At 52.2% G+C, this 22,204-nt stretch carries 27 protein-coding genes; 13 read left to right on the top strand and 14 right to left on the bottom strand.

What is annotated here, in order from left to right:
• Positions 1-11: 11 nt before the first annotated feature.
• From OGV65_RS00540 to rplU, 3 genes are all read right to left on the bottom strand, one after another.
• A complete protein-coding gene (locus tag OGV65_RS00540) occupies positions 12-977 on the bottom strand; it encodes a DMT family transporter (protein ID WP_016154677.1) in 966 nt (321 codons plus the stop codon).
• A gap of 127 nt (positions 978-1,104) precedes the next feature.
• Positions 1,105-1,362: a 50S ribosomal protein L27 gene (gene rpmA, locus OGV65_RS00535; protein WP_003025030.1), complete on the bottom strand. Its 258-nt coding sequence runs from the start codon at positions 1,360-1,362 to the stop codon at positions 1,105-1,107.
• A gap of 19 nt (positions 1,363-1,381) precedes the next feature.
• Entirely contained in the window at positions 1,382-1,693 is a 312-nt protein-coding gene (gene rplU / locus OGV65_RS00530) for a 50S ribosomal protein L21 (protein ID WP_286454492.1), read from the bottom strand.
• Between the two features lie 257 nt (positions 1,694-1,950).
• Between rplU and ispB the strand changes: the two genes are divergently transcribed.
• Together ispB and sfsB are read left to right on the top strand one after the other, a co-directional pair.
• Positions 1,951-2,922 (top strand): octaprenyl diphosphate synthase, encoded by a 972-nt coding sequence (gene ispB / locus OGV65_RS00525; protein WP_019077785.1) that lies wholly within the window; start codon positions 1,951-1,953, stop codon positions 2,920-2,922.
• Between the two features lie 222 nt (positions 2,923-3,144).
• Positions 3,145-3,429, top strand: a complete 285-nt coding sequence (sfsB, locus tag OGV65_RS00520) for a DNA-binding transcriptional regulator SfsB (protein WP_016154679.1) — start codon at positions 3,145-3,147, stop codon at positions 3,427-3,429.
• Between the two features lie 59 nt (positions 3,430-3,488).
• Here the strand turns inward: sfsB and murA are convergent, their stop codons facing one another.
• The 7 genes from murA to mlaF all read right to left on the bottom strand — a co-directional run bounded on the left by murA (position 3,489) and on the right by mlaF (position 8,337).
• Positions 3,489-4,748: a UDP-N-acetylglucosamine 1-carboxyvinyltransferase gene (gene murA / locus OGV65_RS00515; protein WP_003839949.1), complete on the bottom strand. Its 1,260-nt coding sequence runs from the start codon at positions 4,746-4,748 to the stop codon at positions 3,489-3,491.
• A 53-nt stretch (positions 4,749-4,801) separates the two neighbouring features.
• Positions 4,802-5,056, bottom strand: a complete 255-nt coding sequence (ibaG, locus tag OGV65_RS00510; RefSeq protein WP_003025040.1) for a BolA family iron metabolism protein IbaG — start codon at positions 5,054-5,056, stop codon at positions 4,802-4,804.
• Positions 5,057-5,225: 169 nt separating this feature from the next.
• Positions 5,226-5,519 carry a lipid asymmetry maintenance protein MlaB gene (gene mlaB / locus OGV65_RS00505; RefSeq protein WP_141875707.1) on the bottom strand — a complete coding sequence of 98 codons (294 nt, stop codon included), beginning with the start codon at positions 5,517-5,519 and terminating at the stop codon, positions 5,226-5,228.
• Positions 5,519-6,154: a phospholipid-binding protein MlaC gene (gene mlaC, locus OGV65_RS00500; RefSeq protein WP_016154681.1), complete on the bottom strand. Its 636-nt coding sequence runs from the start codon at positions 6,152-6,154 to the stop codon at positions 5,519-5,521. Before mlaC ends, mlaB begins: the two co-directional genes overlap by 1 nt.
• A gap of 18 nt (positions 6,155-6,172) precedes the next feature.
• Positions 6,173-6,730: an outer membrane lipid asymmetry maintenance protein MlaD gene (gene mlaD / locus OGV65_RS00495; protein WP_016154682.1), complete on the bottom strand. Its 558-nt coding sequence runs from the start codon at positions 6,728-6,730 to the stop codon at positions 6,173-6,175.
• A 4-nt stretch (positions 6,731-6,734) separates the two neighbouring features.
• Complete coding sequence (gene mlaE, locus OGV65_RS00490) at positions 6,735-7,517, bottom strand: lipid asymmetry maintenance ABC transporter permease subunit MlaE (RefSeq protein ID WP_003025053.1); 783 nt, start codon at positions 7,515-7,517, stop codon at positions 6,735-6,737.
• Between the two features lie 7 nt (positions 7,518-7,524).
• Positions 7,525-8,337 carry a phospholipid ABC transporter ATP-binding protein MlaF gene (mlaF, locus tag OGV65_RS00485; RefSeq protein ID WP_016154683.1) on the bottom strand — a complete coding sequence of 271 codons (813 nt, stop codon included), beginning with the start codon at positions 8,335-8,337 and terminating at the stop codon, positions 7,525-7,527.
• Positions 8,338-8,551: 214 nt separating this feature from the next.
• Here mlaF and OGV65_RS00480 point away from each other — a divergent pair, with 214 nt between their 5' ends.
• The 11 genes from OGV65_RS00480 (at position 8,552) to npr (ending at position 16,471) form a co-directional block, all read left to right on the top strand.
• Positions 8,552-9,529, top strand: a complete 978-nt coding sequence (locus OGV65_RS00480) for a calcium/sodium antiporter (protein WP_016154684.1) — start codon at positions 8,552-8,554, stop codon at positions 9,527-9,529.
• 13 nt (positions 9,530-9,542) lie between these two features.
• A complete protein-coding gene (gene kdsD / locus OGV65_RS00475; RefSeq protein WP_016154685.1) occupies positions 9,543-10,529 on the top strand; it encodes an arabinose-5-phosphate isomerase KdsD in 987 nt (328 codons plus the stop codon).
• A gap of 20 nt (positions 10,530-10,549) precedes the next feature.
• A complete protein-coding gene (kdsC, locus tag OGV65_RS00470) occupies positions 10,550-11,116 on the top strand; it encodes a 3-deoxy-manno-octulosonate-8-phosphatase KdsC (RefSeq protein ID WP_046276014.1) in 567 nt (188 codons plus the stop codon).
• Positions 11,113-11,688, top strand: coding sequence for an LPS export ABC transporter periplasmic protein LptC (gene lptC / locus OGV65_RS00465; RefSeq protein ID WP_047358522.1), 576 nt, complete (start codon positions 11,113-11,115; stop codon positions 11,686-11,688). Before kdsC ends, lptC begins: the two co-directional genes overlap by 4 nt.
• Positions 11,657-12,205, top strand: coding sequence for a lipopolysaccharide ABC transporter substrate-binding protein LptA (lptA, locus tag OGV65_RS00460; RefSeq protein ID WP_047358523.1), 549 nt, complete (start codon positions 11,657-11,659; stop codon positions 12,203-12,205). Before lptC ends, lptA begins: the two co-directional genes overlap by 32 nt.
• 6 nt (positions 12,206-12,211) lie before the next feature.
• Positions 12,212-12,937, top strand: coding sequence for an LPS export ABC transporter ATP-binding protein (gene lptB, locus OGV65_RS00455; protein WP_003025073.1), 726 nt, complete (start codon positions 12,212-12,214; stop codon positions 12,935-12,937).
• Positions 12,938-12,983: 46 nt separating this feature from the next.
• The gene (gene rpoN, locus OGV65_RS00450) at positions 12,984-14,417 is read left to right on the top strand and encodes an RNA polymerase factor sigma-54 (RefSeq protein WP_016154689.1); all 1,434 of its coding nucleotides are present in this window, start codon (positions 12,984-12,986) and stop codon (positions 14,415-14,417) included.
• Between the two features lie 22 nt (positions 14,418-14,439).
• Positions 14,440-14,727, top strand: coding sequence for a ribosome hibernation promoting factor (hpf, locus tag OGV65_RS00445; protein ID WP_003025078.1), 288 nt, complete (start codon positions 14,440-14,442; stop codon positions 14,725-14,727).
• 83 nt (positions 14,728-14,810) lie between these two features.
• Positions 14,811-15,302 carry a PTS IIA-like nitrogen regulatory protein PtsN gene (gene ptsN, locus OGV65_RS00440; protein ID WP_016154690.1) on the top strand — a complete coding sequence of 164 codons (492 nt, stop codon included), beginning with the start codon at positions 14,811-14,813 and terminating at the stop codon, positions 15,300-15,302.
• A 45-nt stretch (positions 15,303-15,347) separates the two neighbouring features.
• Positions 15,348-16,202, top strand: coding sequence for an RNase adapter RapZ (gene rapZ, locus OGV65_RS00435; protein ID WP_003025085.1), 855 nt, complete (start codon positions 15,348-15,350; stop codon positions 16,200-16,202).
• Positions 16,199-16,471, top strand: coding sequence for a PTS phosphocarrier protein NPr (npr, locus tag OGV65_RS00430; protein ID WP_003828770.1), 273 nt, complete (start codon positions 16,199-16,201; stop codon positions 16,469-16,471). Before rapZ ends, npr begins: the two co-directional genes overlap by 4 nt.
• Before the next feature lie 98 nt (positions 16,472-16,569).
• On the opposite strand, the gene mtgA is transcribed toward npr, so the two are convergent.
• From mtgA to mnmL, 4 genes are all read right to left on the bottom strand, one after another.
• Positions 16,570-17,289, bottom strand: coding sequence for a monofunctional biosynthetic peptidoglycan transglycosylase (mtgA, locus tag OGV65_RS00425; protein ID WP_016157575.1), 720 nt, complete (start codon positions 17,287-17,289; stop codon positions 16,570-16,572).
• Positions 17,286-17,939, bottom strand: coding sequence for an isoprenoid biosynthesis glyoxalase ElbB (gene elbB / locus OGV65_RS00420; RefSeq protein WP_200047085.1), 654 nt, complete (start codon positions 17,937-17,939; stop codon positions 17,286-17,288). Before elbB ends, mtgA begins: the two co-directional genes overlap by 4 nt.
• Before the next feature lie 229 nt (positions 17,940-18,168).
• Positions 18,169-20,505 carry an aerobic respiration two-component sensor histidine kinase ArcB gene (gene arcB / locus OGV65_RS00415; protein WP_286454489.1) on the bottom strand — a complete coding sequence of 779 codons (2,337 nt, stop codon included), beginning with the start codon at positions 20,503-20,505 and terminating at the stop codon, positions 18,169-18,171.
• Between the two features lie 167 nt (positions 20,506-20,672).
• A complete protein-coding gene (gene mnmL, locus OGV65_RS00410; RefSeq protein WP_137352392.1) occupies positions 20,673-21,602 on the bottom strand; it encodes a tRNA modification radical SAM protein MnmL/YtqA in 930 nt (309 codons plus the stop codon).
• Positions 21,603-22,204: the final 602 nt, after the last annotated feature.

The raw sequence follows: 22,204 nt of genomic DNA, 5'->3' as shown, positions 1-22,204 counted from the left end.
CTCTCCGTAAATCATTCGCCTGAGCGGGGCTGCGAAACCACCGTTTCATGCTTACGTAAACCGCCCCAAATTCGATGACCAATGGCGGAATACATCGCGCCCGCAACCACGATAAACGCACCGAGATAACCTAATAGGTTTAGCATCGGTCTGGCGAAGAAATCGGGCCAGGCCAGTGATAATAAATCTGAAAATAACAACGTAAACAGCGGAGTGAGCGTAATAATGGCGCTCACCTGTGCCGCCTGCCAACGCGCCATCGCTTCCGCGAGAGCACCGTATCCTACCAGCGTATTCAGGCCGCAGAATACAAGGCATGCCAGCTGCCAGTCACTGAGCTGCGTGATGACACCGGGTTTAGCCAACGGCAACAACGCAATCGTACATAAAGTGTACAGTAAAAACAGGATCTGCGGTGATGCCAGGCGGCGCAATAACACCTTTTGCGCGACCCCATAGCTCACCCAGACCATCGCCGCACCAACACCAAAGATAACGCCCCAGGTGTAATCGGTGAGTCGGGTAAAAATTTCGATCAGACTGGTATTAAAAAACAGAACCAGGCCGCTCAGAAGCATAATGGCGCCAATCACCTGCGTACCGCGCATCTTTTCTTTCAGGATAAAGACGCTGGCAATCATCATACCAACCGGTGACAGCTGACCGATAACCTGCGAAGCCGTTGGGCTCAAATATTGCAAGGATGAACTAAACAGAATGAAGTTACCGAACAACCCACCGGTAGCGATAGCCAACAGTATCAGCCAACGCGCTTTGCGAAAAATACGCAACGGGGGGAGCTTTTTTTTAACCGCAAGAATAGCGCCAAGGCCAATGCTTGCCATTAAAAAACGGTAGAACACCACGGTAGGAGGCTCCATCACCTCCAGCACTTGCTTCATCGCTATTGGCAAAGCACCCCAACATACTGCCGTTGTGAGTGCTAACAGAATACCAATACCTGCCTGCTGCTTCATGCCGTATTCCCTGCAAGGGCTCGTTTCCGGGTTATCACGGCGCGACGAGCGTATTTACCGGCCGTCGAATGTAAAAAGCCCCGCAACGTGTTGCGGGGCTTTTATCCGTTACCGGGACGCGAAAAACTTATTCAGCAACGATGCTGATGAATTTACGGTTTTTCGGGCCTTTCACTTCAAATTTCACTTTACCGTCTGCTTTAGCAAACAGAGTGTGGTCTTTGCCGCAACCAACGTTGGAGCCAGCGTGGAATTTAGTACCACGTTGACGAACGATGATGCTACCAGCCAGAACTGTTTCACCGCCGAAGCGTTTTACGCCCAGACGTTTAGCTTCTGAATCGCGACCGTTACGAGTCGAGCCGCCAGCCTTTTTATGTGCCATTTAATCTGCTCCCCTTAACTTAAGCGCTGATGCCAGTGATTTTTACATCAGTGAACCACTGACGATGGCCCTGCTGCTTACGGTAGTGTTTACGACGACGAAACTTAACAATTTTAACTTTCTCGCCACGACCGTGAGCAACAATTTCAGCTTTGATAACGCCGCCATCAACGAAAGGAACGCCGATTTTGACTTCTTCACCGTTTGCGATCATCAGAACTTCTGCGAATTCAACAGATTCGCCAGTTGCGATGTCCAGCTTTTCCAGGCGAACGGTCTGACCTTCGCTTACTCGGTGTTGTTTACCACCACTTTGGAAAACCGCGTACATAAAAAACTCCGCTTCCGCGCACACCTTTTTGATGATTCAGAGTGCGCTATAAATATTCACAATAGGGCGCGAATATTACGCAAAACGCGAGCCTTTGACAAGTGCTACGTCAATACATGAAGAAAAAAAACACAACACGTACGGTAACGTTTATCTATGGCGTTTTTTCAGTACAATCAGCATATATTTATAACCCTAAACCCGACGTTACCTTCCGATACAGTGAGGTAATCGGGGCGAGAAGCCCGGCTTTTGCGATGAATTTAGAAAAAATCAATGAGTTAACCGCGCAAGATATGGCGGGGGTCAATGCGACAATCCTTGAACAGCTCAATTCCGACGTGCAGCTGATCAATCAACTGGGGTACTACATCGTTAGCGGCGGCGGAAAACGCATTCGCCCAATGATCGCCGTACTCGCCGCGCGTGCAGTTGGCTACCAGGAAAATGCGCACGTTACGATTGCAGCCCTCATCGAGTTTATTCACACCGCGACCCTGTTGCACGACGATGTTGTGGATGAGTCCGACATGCGCCGCGGAAAAGCCACGGCGAATGCGGCGTTTGGCAATGCGGCCAGCGTGCTGGTCGGCGATTTTATCTATACCCGCGCTTTTCAGATGATGACCAGCCTCGGTTCGCTGAAAGTGCTGGAAGTCATGTCGAAAGCGGTCAACGTCATCGCCGAAGGTGAAGTCTTGCAGTTGATGAACGTCAACGACCCGGACATCACTGAAGAAAACTATATGCGCGTTATCTACAGTAAGACTGCGCGTTTGTTTGAAGCGGCTGCCCAATGCTCTGGCATTCTGGCTGGTTGCAGCGAAGAACAAGAGAAAGGGTTGCAGGATTATGGCCGTTATCTCGGTACCGCTTTCCAGTTAATCGACGATTTGCTGGATTACAACGCGGATGGTGAGCAACTGGGTAAAAACGTCGGTGATGACCTCAACGAGGGTAAACCAACGCTGCCGCTGCTGCATGCCATGCGCCACGGCACCCCTGAACAAGCACAAATGATCCGCCAGGCTATTGAGCAGGGTAATGGCCGTCACCTTCTGGAGCCTGTTCTGGAAGCGATGAACGCCTGTGGTTCCCTGGAGTGGACTCGCCAACGTGCAGAAGAAGAGGCTGATAAGGCCATCGCTGCGCTGCAGGTACTGCCTGATACGCCGTGGAGAGAAGCGCTGATTGGTCTGGCGCATATCGCCGTACAGCGCGACCGTTAATACCCTGCGACATCTTTCATCATCCCGTGCCCTGCACGGGATGCTTTTATAAATTCCAATAAATACCTCCCCCTTCTCCAGCAATCTTCGCATAAATTTGGCATATTCTGAATATACTCACACTTTACATGAACATTTTAGAACATTCGTTCTCCGGGCGTTATAGTATCTCCACAACCGATCGTGGAACCATAAGTCGATAACCAAAGGAGAGATGAGTTTATGGAAAACAAGCTGATTGACTGGCATCCGGCCGATATCATCGCCGGACTGCGCAAGAAAGGGACCTCAATGGCCGCTGAATCACGTAAAAATGGATTAAGCTCATCAACGCTGGCCAATGCGTTAACACGCCCATGGCCAAAAGGTGAGTTGATTATCGCCCGATCGTTGGGAACCGACCCGTGGGTGATTTGGCCGTCACGCTATCACGATGCAAAAACACATGAGTTTATCGACAGAACGCGGATGATGAGGGGACGCAAAGAGAAACAGAATCCTGAATGAACACTGATGAGTAGTAACCCCCGGTTCACAGAACTGGGGGTTACAAGAGACGTAGACGATTACTCGCCTTTCACGCGCTCAATGTTTGCGCCCAGCGCGCGCAGTTTATCTTCGATGCGCTCATAGCCGCGATCGATGTGATAAATACGATCGACTACCGTCGTACCTTCAGCAATACACCCTGCCAGCACGAGGCTTGCAGATGCGCGCAGATCGGTCGCCATAACCTGTGCGCCGGAGAGCGTTTCCACACCGTGGCAAATCACGGTATTGCTTTCGATTTCTGCGTGAGCGCCCATACGGCTCAGCTCAGGCACGTGCATAAAGCGGTTCTCAAACACGGTTTCCGTGATGAAACCCGTTCCTTCTGCCACCAGGTTCAGCAACGTGAACTGGGCCTGCATATCGGTAGGGAACGCCGGGTGCGGCGCCGTGCGCACATTGACCGCTTTCGGACGTTTCCCGTGCATGTCCAGGCTGATCCAGTCGTCACCGACTTCGATATCCGCTCCCGCATCACGCAGCTTCGCCAGAACGGCATCCAGCGTGTCAGGTTGTGCATTGCGGCAGATAATTTTGCCGCGAGAAATTGCCGCTGCGACCAGGAAAGTACCGGTTTCGATGCGGTCAGGCAGAACGCGATACACACCGCCGCCGAGGCGCTCAACGCCTTCGATGGTAATACGATCGGTACCCTGGCCTGTGATTTTTGCGCCCAGCGCAATCAGGAAGTTCGCGGTATCCACGATCTCCGGTTCACGCGCGGCGTTTTCGATGATGGTAGTGCCTTCGGCAAGCGTTGCTGCGCACATGATAGTGACCGTCGCGCCGACGCTCACTTTGTCCATGACGATATGCGCGCCTTTCAGACGGCCATCAACGGACGCTTTCACATAGCCTTCTTCAAGCTTAATAGTCGCGCCTAACTGCTCCAAACCAGTAATGTGCAGGTCAACCGGACGCGCACCGATGGTACAGCCGCCCGGCAGTGAAACCTGGCCCTGGCCAAAGCGGGCAACCAGCGGCCCAAGCGCCCAGATGGATGCACGCATGGTTTTGACCAGATCGTACGGCGCACAGAAGACGTTCACGTCACGCGCATCAATGTGCACAGAACCATTACGCTCAACTTTCGCCCCCAACTGGCTCAGCAGCTTCATTGAGGTGTCAACATCCTTCAGTTTCGGGACGTTCTGGATCTCTACAGGTTCTTCAGCCAGCAGCGCCGCAAACAGGATCGGCAGCGCGGCGTTTTTAGCGCCTGAAATTGTGACTTCGCCCTGGAGCTTGGTTGGCCCCTGAACACGAAATTTATCCATTATTCTGTTCTCTGTTAAGAATTTATCTTCGCTACCGGCATATCACCCGTAGCTCAAAAACCGTTAAGTTTGCGATCGCGCGCCCATTCCGCTGGAGTAAACGCCTTAATCGACACGGCATGAATGCGGTTGTCCGCAATGTACTCCATCAACGGGCCATAGACCGATTGCTGTTTCTTGACCCGGCTCATGCCTTCAAACATCTCACCCACGGCAATAACCTGAAAGTGACTGCCGTCGCCAGAAACGTGGACTTCCTGGAGGGAGAGTGCATTCATCAGCACGCTCTGAATTTCATTATTTTCCATGGGCTCTTCATTCGTCAGATAGTGAAAACAGCCCAACATCTTAGAGCAAAGTGGCGCTGTCATAAATAAGCAAAAAGCCCCGCTGATAAATCAGACAAGGCTTTAGTGGCAGATCCCCCGCTGAGGAGTTGCCGGATGGCGGCACAAGACCTTATCCGGCTTACAAAAATTAACGCGGAAGAACGTCGTCAGGCAAATTGTAAAGCTGCGCCAGCGTGTACACTTTATCGTTAACGCCAGCGAGCGAAACGCTGTTCCCCTGCTGCTTGCCCTCATTAATCAGGTGCAGCAGTAATGCCAGACCACCGGTATCCACCCGGGAAATCTGGTTCAGGTCGATGCAGGATACCCCTTTCATCGCCTCAATTCGCGCATCCCATAATGGGTTTAACACGTCCTGATCCAGCTCTCCCACCAGCACCAGCTTGTCGCCTTCACGCATCCAGGTGAGTGACTGCGTCATTATTTTTTCTCTTCCAGCGTGATTTTCTGCTGAGAAATAGATTTCAGCTGTGCCGTCAGGCCATCAATACCTTTCGTACGCAGCAGGTCGCTCCACTCATTCTGTTTGGTGGTGATCATACTTACGCCTTCAGCAATCATGTCATACGCCTGCCAGTTACCCGTCTGGGAATTTTTACGCCACTGGAAATCCAGACGTACCGGAGGACGACCGTTTGGATCGATGATGGTTACGCGGATAGGCACGATGGTCGCATCACCCAGCGGCTGCTCAGGGGCAATCTGATAGGTCTGGCCGTGGTACATCGCCAGCGCCTGACCGTACGCCTGCTTCAGATATTCACGGAATGCGGCGAAATAGGCGTCACGCTGAGCCGGTGTCGCATCTTTGTAGTAGCGGCCCAGTACCAGTGCGCCTGCATACTTAACCTGCACGTAAGGCAGCAGTTCCTGATCGACCACCTGACGCAGGTAATCCGGGTTGGAACGGATTTTAGGTTGCTCGTTCTTCAGACGGTCAAACGTCTTCTGCGCCGCCTCATCCATCAGTTTGTACGGGTTCGTCTGGTCCGCTGCGGTTGCCGCGCTAAGTGGAGCAATCACCAGCATAGCCACCATCATCAATCGTTTAAACATACGTCGATTCTCCTGAGATTATTTCGTTGCGCCCGCAGGCGTAGTGGCTTCATTATTGCCTTCAGTTGCGGCTGGCGCATCGCCAGAATTCTTATTGTCATCACCTTTACTGTTGCTGTTGTAAAGGAACTGACCAATCATATCTTCCAGCACCATCGCAGATTTCGTGTCCTGAATCGTACCGCCATCTTTGAGGATAGACGTTCCCAGCTCAGGATCTTCAAAACCTACGTTCAATGCCAGATACTGTTCGCCCAACAGACCGGAAGTACGGATGCTCAGAGAACTGGTGTCAGGAATATGGTTAAAACGCGATTCAATTTCCAGCGTCACGCGCGGCAGGTACGTTTTCTGATCTAACGAGATGTCCGATACGCGTCCTACCACGACCCCGCCAATCCGCACCGGAGAGCGCTCTCTCAGACCGCCGATATTATCAAAGGTCGCATAAATCGTATAAGTCGGTTCAGTACGCATTGAGGTGACGTTCGCCGCCTTCAGGCAGACAAACAGCGCGGCCAGCAGCGCAACCAGCAGGAATAACCCGACCCAAATTTCATTTTTTTTCGTTTGCATGAACTCAATTCCCAAACATCAGTGCGGTCAGCACAAAATCCAGCCCCAGAACGGCAAGAGAGGCGTGCACTACGGTGCGTGTCGTTGCCCGGCTAATCCCGGCAGAGGTCGGGATAGCATCATAACCATTGAACAATGCAATCCAGGTGACCGTAATGGCAAACACCACGCTCTTAATCAGGCAGTTGACCAGATCCAGACGCCAGTCGACGGCATTTTGCATAGCCGACCAGAAAAAGCCTGCATCAATACCTTTCCAGCTTACGCCAACCAACGACCCACCCCAGATCCCCACCGCGACAAATATAATCGTCAGCAGCGGCAATGAAATGACACCGGCCCAAAAACGCGGGGAGATCACTCGGCGCAGTGGGTCGACGGCCATCATTTCCAGGCTGGAAAGCTGCTCGGTCGCCCGCATCAGGCCAATCTCTGCGGTTAAGGCCGATCCGGCCCGCCCGGCAAACAACAGCGCCGCAACCACCGGCCCCAGCTCACGTAGCAATGACAGCGCCACCAGCATACCGAGGCTGGTTTCCGCACTGTAGGTCGTCAGCACCAGGTATCCCTGCAACCCCAGCACCATGCCGATGAACACGCCAGAAACAATAATGATCAGCATCGATAAGACACCGACATTATAGAGTTGGCGTATCAGCAGCGGCGCATGTTTGCGAAACTCCGGCTTGCCGACAACTGCATTGAACAACATTAATCCGGCTCGCCCGAACGTCCTGAGGGTTTTTATTCCCCGATGTCCGAGTGATGCCAGCGCATTTAACAACATGGGTGGCTTAACTCCCTGTTTTGAGTAAATCGATGTGGTAGTCGCCCGCCGGGTAACGGAACGGAACCGGTCCATCGGCAATGCCATCGAGGAACTGACGCACACGCGGATCGGCATTTTCTTGCAGCGCCTGAGCACTACCGTAGGCCACTATTTTTTTGTCCGCCATAATATAGGCGTAATCCGCAATACTCAGCACTTCTGGCACATCATGGGAAACCACCACGCAGGTGACGCCCAGCGCGCTGTTCAGTTCAGAAATCAGCTTCACCAGCACGCCCATGGTGATGGGATCCTGGCCGACGAACGGCTCATCAAACATAATAAGGTCTGGCTCCAGCGCGATAGCACGTGCTAACGCGGCACGACGCGCCATCCCACCGGATAATTCAGAAGGCATTAATTTTGCCGCGCCCCGCAGGCCAACGGCCTCGAGCTTCATCATTACCGTGCTTTTCAGCAGCGGCGCAGGCAGTGTTGTATGCTCGCGCAACGGGTATGCAACGTTGTCAAACACATTCATATCAGTAAACAGCGCACCAGACTGGAATAGCATGCTCATGCGCTTACGCACGGTAAATAAACGCGAACGGGACATGGCCGGGACATTTTCGCCGTCAAACAGGATCTCGCCCTTATCCGGGGAGATTTGTCCGCCGATCAGACGCAACAGCGTCGTTTTGCCGATGCCTGATGGCCCCATGATCGCCGTCACCTTACCACGCGGCACCGTCAGGGAAATATTATCAAAGATGCAGCGGTCGCCTCGGGAAAAGCTGACATCGCGCATATCGATTAGATTCGCCACAGACTGACCCATTGATTCATCCTTTACTATTGCCTCGTTGATCGAAGAGTTTGGCGCTCAATTTAGCCCTGAACCCAACATATTTACAGATTATTACCTGTCCTGGTTAGCGAAAGCTGGCATTTGTTTTACTTTTTAGCCGCATAAAGTCAAAATTAAGAATTCGTGACGGCTTCCAGAAATCCTTCAAGTGGACCGGCGAGTATACCTGAAGAAAGGACTTTAGATGCTTTTAGCGACGGCGCTGTTAATAATTGGTTTACTTCTGGTGGTCTACGGTGCCGACCGACTGGTATTTGCCGCATCCATTTTATGTCGAAACTTCGGTATTCCCCCCATTATCATCGGGATGACCGTGGTCAGCATTGGTACATCGTTACCCGAGATAATTGTCTCCGTTGCCGCATCGATGAACGGGCAGCTTGATTTAGCCGTCGGTACCGCCATCGGCTCTAACATTACCAACATTCTGCTTATTTTAGGCCTGTCGGCGCTGATTCATCCTTTTACCGTGCATTCTGATGTTCTGCGTCGTGAATTACCGCTAATGTTGCTGGTAAGCATCTTAGCCGCATCGGTCCTGTATGACGGGCAATTGAGTCGCAGCGATGGTTTCTTTCTTCTGCTTCTGGCCGTGCTATGGCTGTTATTCATTGTTAAAATCGCCCGTCTGGCTGAGCGACAAGGTAACGACAGCCTGACCCGCGAGCAGATCGCGGAACTGCCGCGCGAAGGTGGGTTACCGGTCGCCTTTTTGTGGTTGGGTATTGCGCTAATTATTATGCCAATGGCAACGCGTATGGTGGTAGATAACGCAACCGTACTGGCGAACTACTTCGCCATGAGCGAACTCACCATCGGGCTGACGGTTGTCGCCATTGGTACCAGCCTGCCGGAGCTGGCAACGGCAATTGCGGGTCTGCGTAAAGGCGAAAACGATATTGCCGTCGGCAACATCATCGGCGCGAACATTTTTAATATTGTTATCGTCCTCGGACTGCCGGCGCTGATTACGCCGGGGGAAGTTAATCCGATGGCCTTCACCCGTGACTATAGCGTCATGCTGCTGGTGAGCGTAATTTTTGCACTACTCTGCTGGCGACGTCCGCGCCAGATTGGTCGCGGCGCGGGTGCGCTGCTGACCGGCGGTTTTATCATATGGCTGGCGATGCTGTATTGGTTATCGCCACTTCTCGTTGGATAACTGGAAACGCATTATGTCGCACTTAGAGTTGCAACCGGGTTTTGACTTTCAGCAAGCAGGCAAGGAAGTCCTGGCAATTGAACGTGAAGGCCTGGCGGAGCTTGATCAGTACATCAACCAAAATTTTACTCTCGCCTGCGAGAAAATATTCAGCTGCCCGGGCAAAGTTGTGGTGATGGGGATGGGGAAATCCGGACATATCGGGCGGAAAATGGCGGCCACATTTGCCAGCACCGGCACCCCCTCATTTTTCGTGCATCCAGGCGAAGCCGCACATGGCGATCTGGGCATGGTCTCGCCGCAGGATGTAGTCATCGCCATCTCTAACTCCGGTGAATCCAATGAGATAGCGGCGTTAATCCCGGTGTTAAAACGTCTTCATGTACCGCTTATCTGCATGACCGGTCGTCCGGAAAGCAGCATGGCGCGTGCGGCAGATGTGCATCTGTGTGTTAAAGTGCCCAAGGAAGCTTGCCCGTTAGGCCTGGCGCCGACCAGCAGCACGACCGCAACGCTGGTGATGGGCGATGCGCTAGCCGTGGCATTATTAAAAGCGCGTGGCTTTACCGCGGAAGATTTTGCGTTATCTCATCCCGGTGGCGCACTAGGCCGTAAGCTTTTACTGCGCGTTAACGATATTATGCATACGGGCGATGAGATCCCGCATGTGACTAAAAGCGCCAGCCTGCGTGACGCCTTACTTGAGATCACGCGTAAAAATCTCGGCATGACCGTCATTTGCGATGATGACATGAAGATTGACGGTATTTTCACCGATGGCGATTTACGTCGCGTCTTCGATATGGGCGTTGATGTTCGCCAGTTAGGCATTGCCGATGTGATGACCCCTGGCGGCATTCGCGTGCGTCCGGGCATTCTTGCCGTCGATGCCCTGAACTTAATGCAGTCCCGCCATATCACCTCGGTAATGGTTGCTGATGGCGACCGGTTACTTGGTGTGTTACATATGCATGATCTGCTGCGTGCAGGTGTAGTGTAAGAAACTCAAGGATAAAGAAAATGAGTAAAGCAGGTGCGTCGCTTGCGACCTGTTATGGACCCGTCAGCACAGACGTTATCACCCGGGCAGAGAACATCCGTTTACTGATCCTGGATGTGGATGGCGTACTGTCTGATGGTCTGATTTATATGGGCAACAACGGTGAAGAGCTGAAGGCTTTTAACGTCCGCGATGGTTACGGAATTCGCTGTGCGCTCACTTCCGGTATCGAGGTTGCCATTATTACCGGACGAAAGGCTAAACTTGTAGAAGATCGCTGTGCCACATTGGGGATCACGCATTTGTATCAGGGGCAGTCAGACAAACTGGTCGCCTTTAACGATCTCCTTAGCAAACTGGCGATCGCTCCTGAAAATGTTGCGTACGTTGGCGATGATCTGATCGACTGGCCGGTGATGGCGCAAGTGGGATTAAGCGTGGCGGTGGCGGATGCTCATCCTTTGCTGATCCCGCGGGCCGATTATGTCACCCGCATCGATGGGGGACGCGGCGCGGTACGTGAAGTCTGCGATTTATTACTCCTGGCGCAGGGCAAACTGGACGAGGCCAAAGGGCAATCGATATGAGCAAAACCAGACGTTGGGTTATCATTCTACTGTCGCTGGCTGTCCTTGTGATGATTGGTATTAATCTGGCAGACAAAGACGACACCGCTGAGGTCGTCGTAAATAACAACGAGCCAACCTATAAGAGCGAACATACTGATACCGTTGTGTATAGTCCCGAAGGCGCACTGAGCTATCACTTGATCGCGCAAAACGTTGAATATTATTCGGAACAAGCGGTTTCGTGGTTTACTCAACCGGTATTAACCACATTTGATAAGGATAAAGTACCGACCTGGACGATCAAGGCTGATAAAGCCAAATTGACCAACGATCGGATGCTATATCTGTACGGCCATGTTGAGGTCAACGCCCTGGTGCCCGACTCTCAACTACGCAGAATGACGACCGATAACGCACAGATTAACCTGGTGACACAAGACGTCACTTCCGATGATCTCGTCACGTTATATGGCACAACATTTAACTCCAGCGGACTGAAGATGCGCGGCAACTTACGCAGCAAGAACGCCGAGCTGATTGAAAAGGTTAGAACCTCATATGAAATCCAAAACAAACAAACTCAGCCTTAATCTTGTGCTTGCCAGCTCACTTCTGGCCGCCAGCATCCCGGCATTCGCCGTCACCGGCGATACCGAGCAGCCGATTCACATTGAGTCGGACCAGCAGTCTCTTGATATGCAAGGCAACGTGGTGACCTTTACTGGCAACGTGATTGTGACTCAGGGCACCATCAAAATTAACGCCGATAAAGTCGTCGTGACCCGCCCTGGCGGTGAAGACGGTAAAGAAGTCATTGATGGCTATGGTAATCCTGCAACCTTTTACCAGATGCAGGACAACGGTAAACCGGTTAAAGGCCACGCCTCACACATGCATTATGAACTGGCGAAAGACTTCGTCGTTCTCACCGGTAAGGCTTACCTGGAACAGCTCGATAGCAACATCACAGGCGATAAGATCACCTATCTGGTGAAAGAGCAGAAAATGCAGGCCTTCAGCGATAAAGGCAAACGCGTCACCACCGTTCTGGTACCGTCGCAGTTGCAGGACAAAAACAAGGCTCCGGCAGAGAAAAAAGGTAACTGATTCGTTATGGCAACATTAACTGCAAAGAACCTTGCAAAAGCCTATAAGGGCCGCCGTGTGGTGGAAGATGTCAGTCTGACCGTCAACTCCGGGGAGATCGTCGGTCTGCTCGGTCCTAACGGTGCGGGCAAGACAACGACCTTTTACATGGTGGTCGGCATTGTCCCACGTGATGCGGGCAACATTATCATTGATGATGAAGACATCAGCCTGCTGCCTCTGCATGCGCGCGCGCGTCGCGGCATCGGCTACTTGCCGCAGGAAGCGTCTATTTTCCGTCGCCTGAGCGTGTTTGATAACCTGATGGCGGTGCTGCAAATTCGTGACGATCTTACCAGCGAGCAGCGGGAAGATCGCGCCAACGAGCTGATGGAAGAGTTCCACATCGAACACCTGCGTGACAGCATGGGACAGTCGCTCTCCGGTGGTGAACGACGCCGCGTGGAGATCGCCCGCGCACTGGCCGCGAATCCGAAATTTATCCTGCTGGATGAACCGTTTGCTGGTGTTGACCCGATTTCCGTTATTGATATCAAACGGATCATCGAACACCTGCGCGACAGCGGGCTTGGGGTGCTGATTACCGACCATAACGTTCGCGAAACGCTGGCAGTGTGTGAGCGCGCCTACATCGTGAGTCAGGGCCACCTGATCGCGCATGGCACGCCAACAGAAATACTGCAGGATGAGCACGTTAAACGCGTATACCTTGGGGAAGACTTCAGACTCTGATAGGGTAGAAGACTTCACGTCACCGCAGGAGAGAACAACTCTGAACATGAAGCAAGGTTTGCAACTCAGGCTTAGCCAACAACTGGCGATGACGCCTCAGCTACAACAGGCTATCCGTCTGTTGCAGCTGTCCACGCTGGAACTTCAGCAAGAACTTCAGCAAGCGCTGGAAAGTAACCCACTGCTCGAGCAAACCGATCTTCACGACGAAATTGATACCCAGGAAAAACAGGACAGCGAATCCCTCGACACCGCAGATGCTCTCGAACAAAAAGAGATGCCAGAGGAGCTGCCGCTTGACGCCAGTTGGGATGAAATTTACACCGCCGGTACGCCTTCTGGCACCAGCGGGGATTACATCGACGACGAACTGCCTGTGTATCAGGGTGAGACCACGCAATCACTGCAGGATTACCTGATGTGGCAAGTAGAGCTGACCCCGTTCTCGGATACCGATCGCGCAATTGCGACATCCATTGTTGATGCGGTAGACGAAACCGGTTATCTCACCGTAACCCTGGACGATATTCTCGAAAGCATGGGCGATGACGACGTCGGCATGGACGAAATCGAAGCCGTGCTTAAACGCATTCAGCGTTTTGATCCCGTGGGCGTGGCGGCCAAAGATCTCCGCGACTGCTTATTGATCCAACTTTCACAGTTTGATAAAGCCACGCCGTGGCTGGAAGAAGCGCGCCTGATCATCAGCGATCACCTCGATCTGTTAGCCAACCATGACTTCCGCACGCTGATGCGCGTAACCCGGCTGAAAGAAGATGTGCTGAAAGAAGCCGTCAATCTTATTCAGTCCCTGGACCCCAGACCTGGGCAGTCTATCCAGACCGGGGAGCCAGAATACGTTATTCCGGATGTACTGGTGCGTAAGCATAACGATCGCTGGGTGGTAGAACTCAACGGCGACAGCATTCCACGGTTGCAGATTAACCAGCACTACGCCGCCATGTGCAACAGCGCGCGCAACGATGCTGACAGCCAGTTTATTCGTAGCAATCTGCAGGATGCGAAGTGGCTGATTAAAAGCCTGGAAAGTCGCAATGATACGCTGCTGCGCGTCAGTCGCTGTATCGTTGAACAGCAGCAAGCCTTCTTTGATCAAGGCGAAGAGTTTATGAAACCGATGGTGCTGGCGGATATCGCCCAGGCCGTCGAGATGCACGAATCGACCATTTCCCGAGTGACCACGCAAAAGTATCTGCACAGTCCGCGCGGCATTTTTGAATTGAAGTATTTCTTTTCCAGTCACGTTAACACTGAAGGCGGAGGCGAAGCCTCATCCACAGCTATCCGTGCACTGGTGAAGAAATTAATTGCTGCGGAAAACCCCGCGAAACCGCTGAGTGACAGCAAGTTAACCTCTATGCTGTCAGAACAGGGTATCATGGTGGCACGCCGCACTGTTGCGAAGTACCGAGAGTCTTTATCCATTCCGCCGTCGAACCAGCGCAAACAGCTGGTCTGACCCAACCGATAAGGAAGACACTATGCAGCTCAACATCACTGGAAACAACGTCGAAATCACTGAAGCCTTACGCGATTTTGTTAATACAAAATTCGCCAAGCTAGAACAATATTTCGACCGGATTAATCAGGTCTATATTGTGTTGAAAGTGGAGAAGGTGACACATATCTCGGACGCAACACTGCATGTGAACGGTGGCGAAATTCATGCCAGCGCGGAAGGTCAGGATATGTACGCCGCCATTGACGGTTTAATTGATAAACTGGCTCGGCAGTTAACAAAACATAAAGATAAACTGAAACAGCACTAACTTGTCCGGGCAGTTAGCGGGTGCAGGACGGCCTGTTGTGTAGCACAACGGGCCATTTGTACAGTTAGCGCTTAGGTGAAATTATGACAAATAACGATACGACTCTACAACTGAGCAATGTTCTTAACCAGGAATGTACACGCGCTGGCGTTCACTGCCAAAGCAAGAAACGCGCGCTGGAAATCATCAGCGAACTGGCGGCAAAACAGCTCAGCTTGCCCTCTCAGGTGGTATTTGAAGCCATTCTGACGCGTGAAAAAATGGGCAGTACCGGCATCGGTAATGGAATTGCTATCCCGCACGGAAAGCTGGAAGAAGACACGATGCGCGCAGTTGGCGTGTTTGTGCAACTTGAAACGCCAATTGCTTTCGACGCCATTGATAATCAACCCGTCGATCTGCTTTTCGCCCTGCTGGTTCCGGCAGACCAAACCAAGACGCATTTGCATACGTTGTCGCTGGTCGCCAAACGTCTGGCCGATAAAACCATCTGCCGCCGCCTGCGCGCAGCACAGAGTGACCAGGAGTTGTATCAAATCATCACGGACACCGAAGGTGGACTGGATGAAGCATAACAACCCAATGGCATCCTTTTTTGTCGTTGTGAGGAGAAACAGTACATGGTACTGATGATCGTCAGCGGTCGTTCAGGGTCAGGAAAATCTGTCGCCCTGCGAGCGCTGGAAGATATGGGTTTTTACTGCGTGGATAACCTTCCCGTAGTGCTGTTGCCCGATCTGGCTCGAACTCTGGCCGATCGCCAGATTTCTGCGGCCGTCAGCATTGATGTGCGCAACATGCCTGAGTCCCCAGAGATTTTCGAGCAGGCAATGAACAATCTGCCTGAAGGCTTCTCACCACAGTTGCTGTTCCTTGACGCCGATCGTAACACCCTGATTCGCCGCTACAGCGACACGCGTCGCCTGCATCCTCTTTCCAGCAAGAACTTATCTCTGGAGAGCGCTATCGATAAGGAAAGCGATTTGCTGGAGCCTCTGCGCTCTCGTGCTGACCTGATCGTGGATACCTCCGAAATGTCCGTGCATGAACTGGCGGAAATGTTGCGTACTCGCCTGCTGGGCAAGCGTGAACGCGAGTTGACGATGGTATTCGAATCCTTTGGTTTCAAACACGGTATCCCAATTGACGCGGATTACGTCTTTGACGTGCGCTTCCTGCCTAACCCGCACTGGGATCCGAAGCTGCGCCCGATGACCGGTCTTGACCGCCCCGTTGCCGCCTTCCTTGACAGGCACACAGAAGTACACAATTTTATCTACCAGACTCGCAGCTATCTTGAGCTATGGTTACCCATGCTGGAGACCAACAACCGCAGCTACCTCACCGTAGCTATCGGCTGTACCGGCGGGAAACACCGTTCGGTGTATATTGCAGAGCAGCTGGCAGACTACTTCCGCTCACGCGGTAAAAACGTACAGTCACGCCATCGTACGCTGGAAAAACGTAAATCATGACCGTGAAGCAAACCGTTGAAATCACGAATAAGCTGGGTATGCATGCTCGCCCAGCCATGAAACTGTTTGAATTGATGCAGGGTTTTGAAGCAGAAGTTTTGCTGCGTAATGATGAAGGAACGGAAGCCGAGGCAAACAGTGTTATCGCTCTGCTGATGCTGGATTCCGCCAAAGGGCGTCAGATAGAAGTTGAAGCCACGGGTCCACAGGAAGTGGAAGCCCTGGCAGCGGTGATTGCCCTGTTTAATTCAGGGTTTGATGAAGATTAGTCGAGTACCTGAAGCGCTGCGCTCATCAGGTCTACACGGCAACGTCATACTCCCGTAGGCCGGATAAAGCATTTACGCCGTATCCGGCAATAAACCCGTTAATACAGCTTATTTTCCCGCATAAACGACTCACCGCCTAGCTGGCGCATTTGGCGCATAATCCACGCCTGACGGCTACGCACATAACCAGAAGGCGCATTCGCTTTAAAACGCAAAGGATTGGGTAATACCGCCGCCAGCAAGGCCGCTTCAGACAGACTCAGCCGACTGGCTGGCTTATGGAAATAGCGCTGCGCCGCTGCCTCCACGCCGAAAACCCCATCACCAAACTCAGCAATATTCAGGTAAACGGTCAGAATACGCTTCTTGCTCCAGACGGTTTCCATACCCAGCGTTAGCCCGGCTTCGAGACCTTTACGCACCCAGCTACGTCCATCCCACAGAAAGAGGTTTTTTGCCGTCTGTTGCGATAACGTCGACGCCCCGCGAATACGGTTTTCATTACGTTCGTTGTGCGCCAGCGCTTTCTCTATGGCGGAAACATCGAATCCCCAGTGCTCGGGAAACTTCTGGTCCTCCGCGGCGATCACCGCCAGTCCCATCCACGGTGAGATCTCATCCATGCTCACCCAGTCCGAGTGCGCCACATAACCGAAATCACCGGACAACCATGCGCTCAGTTGCCGCTCGACCATCACGGCAGAGAAAGGGACTGGCATCACGCTGAAAAGTGCGATGCCCCCGCCCCAGAATACGGCGAGGACAACGACCGCCCGCAGAAAGATACGTCGCAGAAAGGCGGTAACTCCTTTTCTCATTCAGCCAGCACCAGCACACGTGATACCAGTTTATCGATACCACTCGCGGCCTGAGCGATGTCCTGCGCCAGCATATAGGCGGGAGTGGTGACGATTTTGTTGTCTTCATCAACGACAATGTCATCAACCGGACAAGGCACATGTTCTGCGCCCATCTCTTCCAGCACCTCTGCCGTATCAATATCAGTACCGATGGTCAGACGCAGCGGAAAGTCAAAAATTTTAGGTAACATGGCAGGCGCAATGCACATAAATCCCAGCGGCTTACCCGCCTGATGCATAGCCACCGCCAGCGCAGCTAAGTCGCTATCAACCCGGCACTCACTGCCCTGGCTGGCAAAATTGCTCAGATTTTTGGCCGCGCCAAACCCGCCTGGCACGATCAACGCATCCAGTTCCGTTGAGACTGCCTGAGCAAGTGGGCGAATATCACCGCGTGTTATACGGGCGGCTTCAATCAGCACATTACGCGTTTCCTGCATCGGCTCGCCGGTCAGATGATTAATCACATCCGCTTGTTGTTTATCCGGTGCGAAACAGATGGCCTGAGCGCCGTTGCGGGCAATCGCCAGAAGCGTGAGAACAGTTTCATGGATCTCTGCGCCATCATACACGCCGCATCCGCTGAGCACTACACCCACTTTTTTCATCGTGATACTCCTTTCTCAACTGGCTGAAACATATTAGTTATTATGATTTAAATGCTACGCTTCACACATTTAACTGATTCATGTAACAAATTATTTAAGATTTGCTATCTTAACTGCGTGCGGCCTGAAAATTAGGGCTGCGCCCTTGTAAACAATGATAATAATTTACGGCGCAGCCACGATTTCCCTGGTGTTGGCGCAGTATTCGCGCACCCCGGTCAAGCCGGGGTCATTTTTTTTCCACGCTCGCCACCCAGGCCTTCAATACCGCCACGTCGTGCTGCCACTCCTGCTTCATCTCTTCAATCCATTCAGCAACATTATCTTCCCAGGCTGGAAGATCTGGCGACTGGATTTGCTGACCTAACTGTTGCAGATGGCGCAGCCCCACGGAACCTGCCGCGCCTTTAATTTTATGGCCTTCCTCAACAACGCCTTTTTTATCCCGTGCGGTCAGATTGGACTCCAGCACGCTCAAATATCCCGGCATCATCTTCTCAAACACCGCCAGCCCGTCGGTTATTAACTTCGGTCCCACCAGCTCGAGGTATTGTTCCAACATAGGAATATCTAACAGCGCTTGCGATTTACTGCTCTCTTCAGATGTCACAGTGCTCTCCTCTTTGTTTCGGGTATCCCAGTATTTTTTGATCATGGCGGTTAACGCCGGAACCGACAGCGGCTTACTCAGCACGTCGTCCATTCCCGCGTCCAGATACTCTTTTTTATCTTTGAGAACGTTGGCGGTAAGCGCAACCAGCGGCGGCAGGTCCTCACGGGCGTATTTTTGCGTCAGCTCGCGCGAGATATCCAGACCGGTCATATCCGGTAGCTGAATATCCAGCAACACCAGGTCATATTCGCCCGGCGTGAACATTTCCAGCGCGGCTTTCCCGGTCATGGCGACATCCACGCTGTTGCCCAGTTTTTCCAGCACTGAACGCGCGACAATAACGTTCAGTTCGATATCTTCCACCAGCAGCACATTCAGGGCTGGCAGCGGCATGTCGTCGTCTTCAAAGGCGTCTTCAATCTCTTCCGCTACCGCAGGCGCATGCACGGTCAGCGTAAAGATGGAGCCTTTGCCAGCCTGGCTGGAGACCGTAATATCACCGCCCATGTTTTTCGCCAGACGCTTCGATACGGCCAGTCCAATCCCGGTTCCCGTTGCCGGTTTGCCGCCATTGCTGTCCTTCACCTGATAATACATGGCGAAGATTTTATCTTGCTCATCCTGCGGAATACCGATCCCGGAATCTTCAACCTCGAAATGCAGTATATTCCCCTGGTCATAGCGCGCCCGCACGGTTACCTGCCCCTGCTGGGTAAACTTCACGGCGTTGCTGATCAGATTCCACAGAATCTGCCGCAAACGCGTGCCGTCGGTAATGACCTTATGCGGCAGTGGTAACGTCGGCTCAAGCACAAAACGCAGCCCTTTTTGCTGCGCCTGCAGGCCAGAGAGGTTTTCCAGATCCGCCATAAAGCTGGTGAAATCGATCGGCTGGTTATCGAGCTGAACTTTACGTCGCTCCATCTTATCCATGTCGATAATATCGTTGAAAATATTCCCCAGCGTCACGGCAGAGACGTGGATTGTTTTCAGGTATTTTTCCTGCTCAGCGGTCAGATCCGTATCCAGCAGGATCCGGCTTAAGCCGACAATGCCGTTAAGCGGAGTGCGCAGTTCGTGGCTGATGGTAGAAATGAAGGTGGTCTTATCGCGGCTGGCGCGCTCTAACGCGTCCTGATAACGCTTACGCTCGGTAATATCGCGCCCAAAACCCATCAGACCATGCCGCTTACCTACGCGGTCATAGTAAGGTACTTTGCGAATTTCAAAGCAGGCTTTGCGCCCGTCAGGATAGTCTAGCCACTGTTCGTAGGTGAGCGAGACGTTATGACGGAACACCTTCTCGTCGGTTTCAATGACCTTTTCTGCCGCCTCAGGGGAGTAAACATCAGCCGGTTTTAAATTCACCAACTGCTTTTCGCTCTTGCCGGTCAGCAGTTCCATGGCACGGTTACAGCCGGAAAATTCTTTATCTTCATTACGATAAAAAACCAGATCTGGCGAGGCATCAAGGAAAGAGCGTAAAAAGGAAGACTGCTGCTCAAGCTGAATCTGCGCTTCTTCGCGCTCTTTGATTTCAACCTTCAACTGCTCGAACGTATCCAGGCGCTCCGCTTCGGCTTTTTCGCGCTCAACAATTTCCTGATTAAGCTGGGCAATATTATCTTTCAACTGCACATTGAGCTTGAGATCGCGCTCGCGCATCTCTTCCAGCTTTTGTACCAGTCGTGACAAGCGTTGCCGGGACTCTTCCAGTTGCTCCACCACCACTGACAGAAAATAGACGGCCCAGGGGGTAATTAACAGACCAAAAAAGATAGAGCGGATAACATCAATGCTTTCTACCTGGCCATGCAGCACCATGGTGACAGCCATCTGCACCACAATCGCCAACACGACCAGCGCCAGCGCCAATAACAGCGAAAAGCGCACCAGACCCAATTTCATCATCAGGTCGACGTAATATTGCGCCAGCATACGGATTTGCTTCATAGAGGGTTCCTTCACGACAACTTGGCACAATAATACTCAATTCTCAGCGTGACGTTGAAGATTGTGCAAGAAATGCGGAGGTTATCGGTGAAATGACCGAGGAGAGATTCAACGTGGGCCTGATAAGCGTAGCGTCATCAGGCAAGCAGGCGCAGATTGCCGGATGGTTAGCTCCCAGGCTGAATCCACGGAGTGCCAAGCGCAGAGCCTTGAACACCATGAGCATTGAGATAGCGATCCAGTTCGACCATCCCGGTCCAGCGGTTTTCACACCATAGCGGAGCCAACAGCATTGGGCGACGCGCGCTGGCAGAGATTCGATGATAAATCACCTCTGGCGGCGTATGGCGGATCATCTCCCCGGCGGTAACCGTGTAGTCATCCAGTTCAATTCCGTGCAGACGTCCGGCTTCCCAGGCCTTTGCCATCGTACTGCCTTTCACAATATGCAGCGGATGCAGCTTAATACCGTCAACGCCCGTCTCCACCACTCGTTCCATGGTTTGCAGACAGTCTGCCTGTCCTTCTCCCGGCAGGCCAACAATCAGGTGTGAGCACACTTTCAGCCCGCGCTCGCGCGCCAGCCGCGTAGTGTTCTGATAGCAGGCAAAATCATGGCCGCGGTTAATCCGGTGCAGAGTTTTGTCATGCGCGGTTTGCAGACCGAGCTCCAGCCATACCTCATAGCCGAGGTCTTTATACTCACAAAGCAGATCGAGTACCGCATCCGGCACGCAGTCGGGGCGCGTCCCAACGCATAACCCGACGATGTTGGCCTGGCTGACCGCCTGTTGATACATCGAACGCAGCACCTGTACTTCCGCAAAGGTGCTGGTATAAGCCTGGAAATAGGCCAGATAGCGTCTGGCGCGATTGACCAACTGCGCCTGATGCTCAAGCTGCTCGGCAATTGAATGGTGCTGCTGTGCTTCATCGGCAAACGAGGCGACATTACAGAAAGTACATCCGCCGCGTCCGATGGTGCCATCACGGTTTGGACAGCTAAAGCCGCCGTGCAGCGTGAGTTTATGAACCTTTTGCCCATAACGGCGAGAAAGATCCCCACCAAACATATTGACTAATTTCTGTAACTGCATAATCTGGTAGACCGCGCCTTGAAAAGAGGCCAAAGCCTGCCATTTTTTGCCCCAGTCGGCGATGACCTGGATCAATCGCCCTGGCGAGCCTTTATTTATTGCATAACAAATCAAAATAATCGAAATTCCATTCACTCAAAATATAATTACTTTTCCTTATATCCAGCTGTTTTTTTTATCTTCTTATACTCTCAGCGTAAAAACAGTATCTTTAAGACGCCAAAACTCTAAAAACCAGCATAAAATGCCAAGTATATCGATAAACAAAGGGAGGACGAGAGATATCCGGCCTCTCTTACAGTGAGACAGATCACACTTCCCAGGGCATCCTCCTCAGGTTATATCAATGTATAAAACCCTTTTATTTCAATATTTTCATAAAGTTAATTGCCAAATAGCACATTTTTGCATAAATAAGATTGCCATTTGACCTGTGTGTGGATTCCCGATAACTTGGAAATCCGCTGGAAGCTTTCTGGATGAGCAGTCTGCTCATCATATTTATGCAGTAATTGAGATTCCCTCTGAAGCAAGTCCTCAAACTTGTTTGACCTGTGCGAAAAGGATAAAGAGGGCGAATGCGAGGTAAGCGTATGACACGC

Source organism: Citrobacter sp. Cb004 (assembly GCF_030337065.1).
GTDB lineage: Bacteria > Pseudomonadota > Gammaproteobacteria > Enterobacterales > Enterobacteriaceae > Citrobacter > Citrobacter braakii.
Note: the sequence above shows the minus strand (reverse complement) of the source record. Positions and strands in the feature narration are given on the sequence as shown.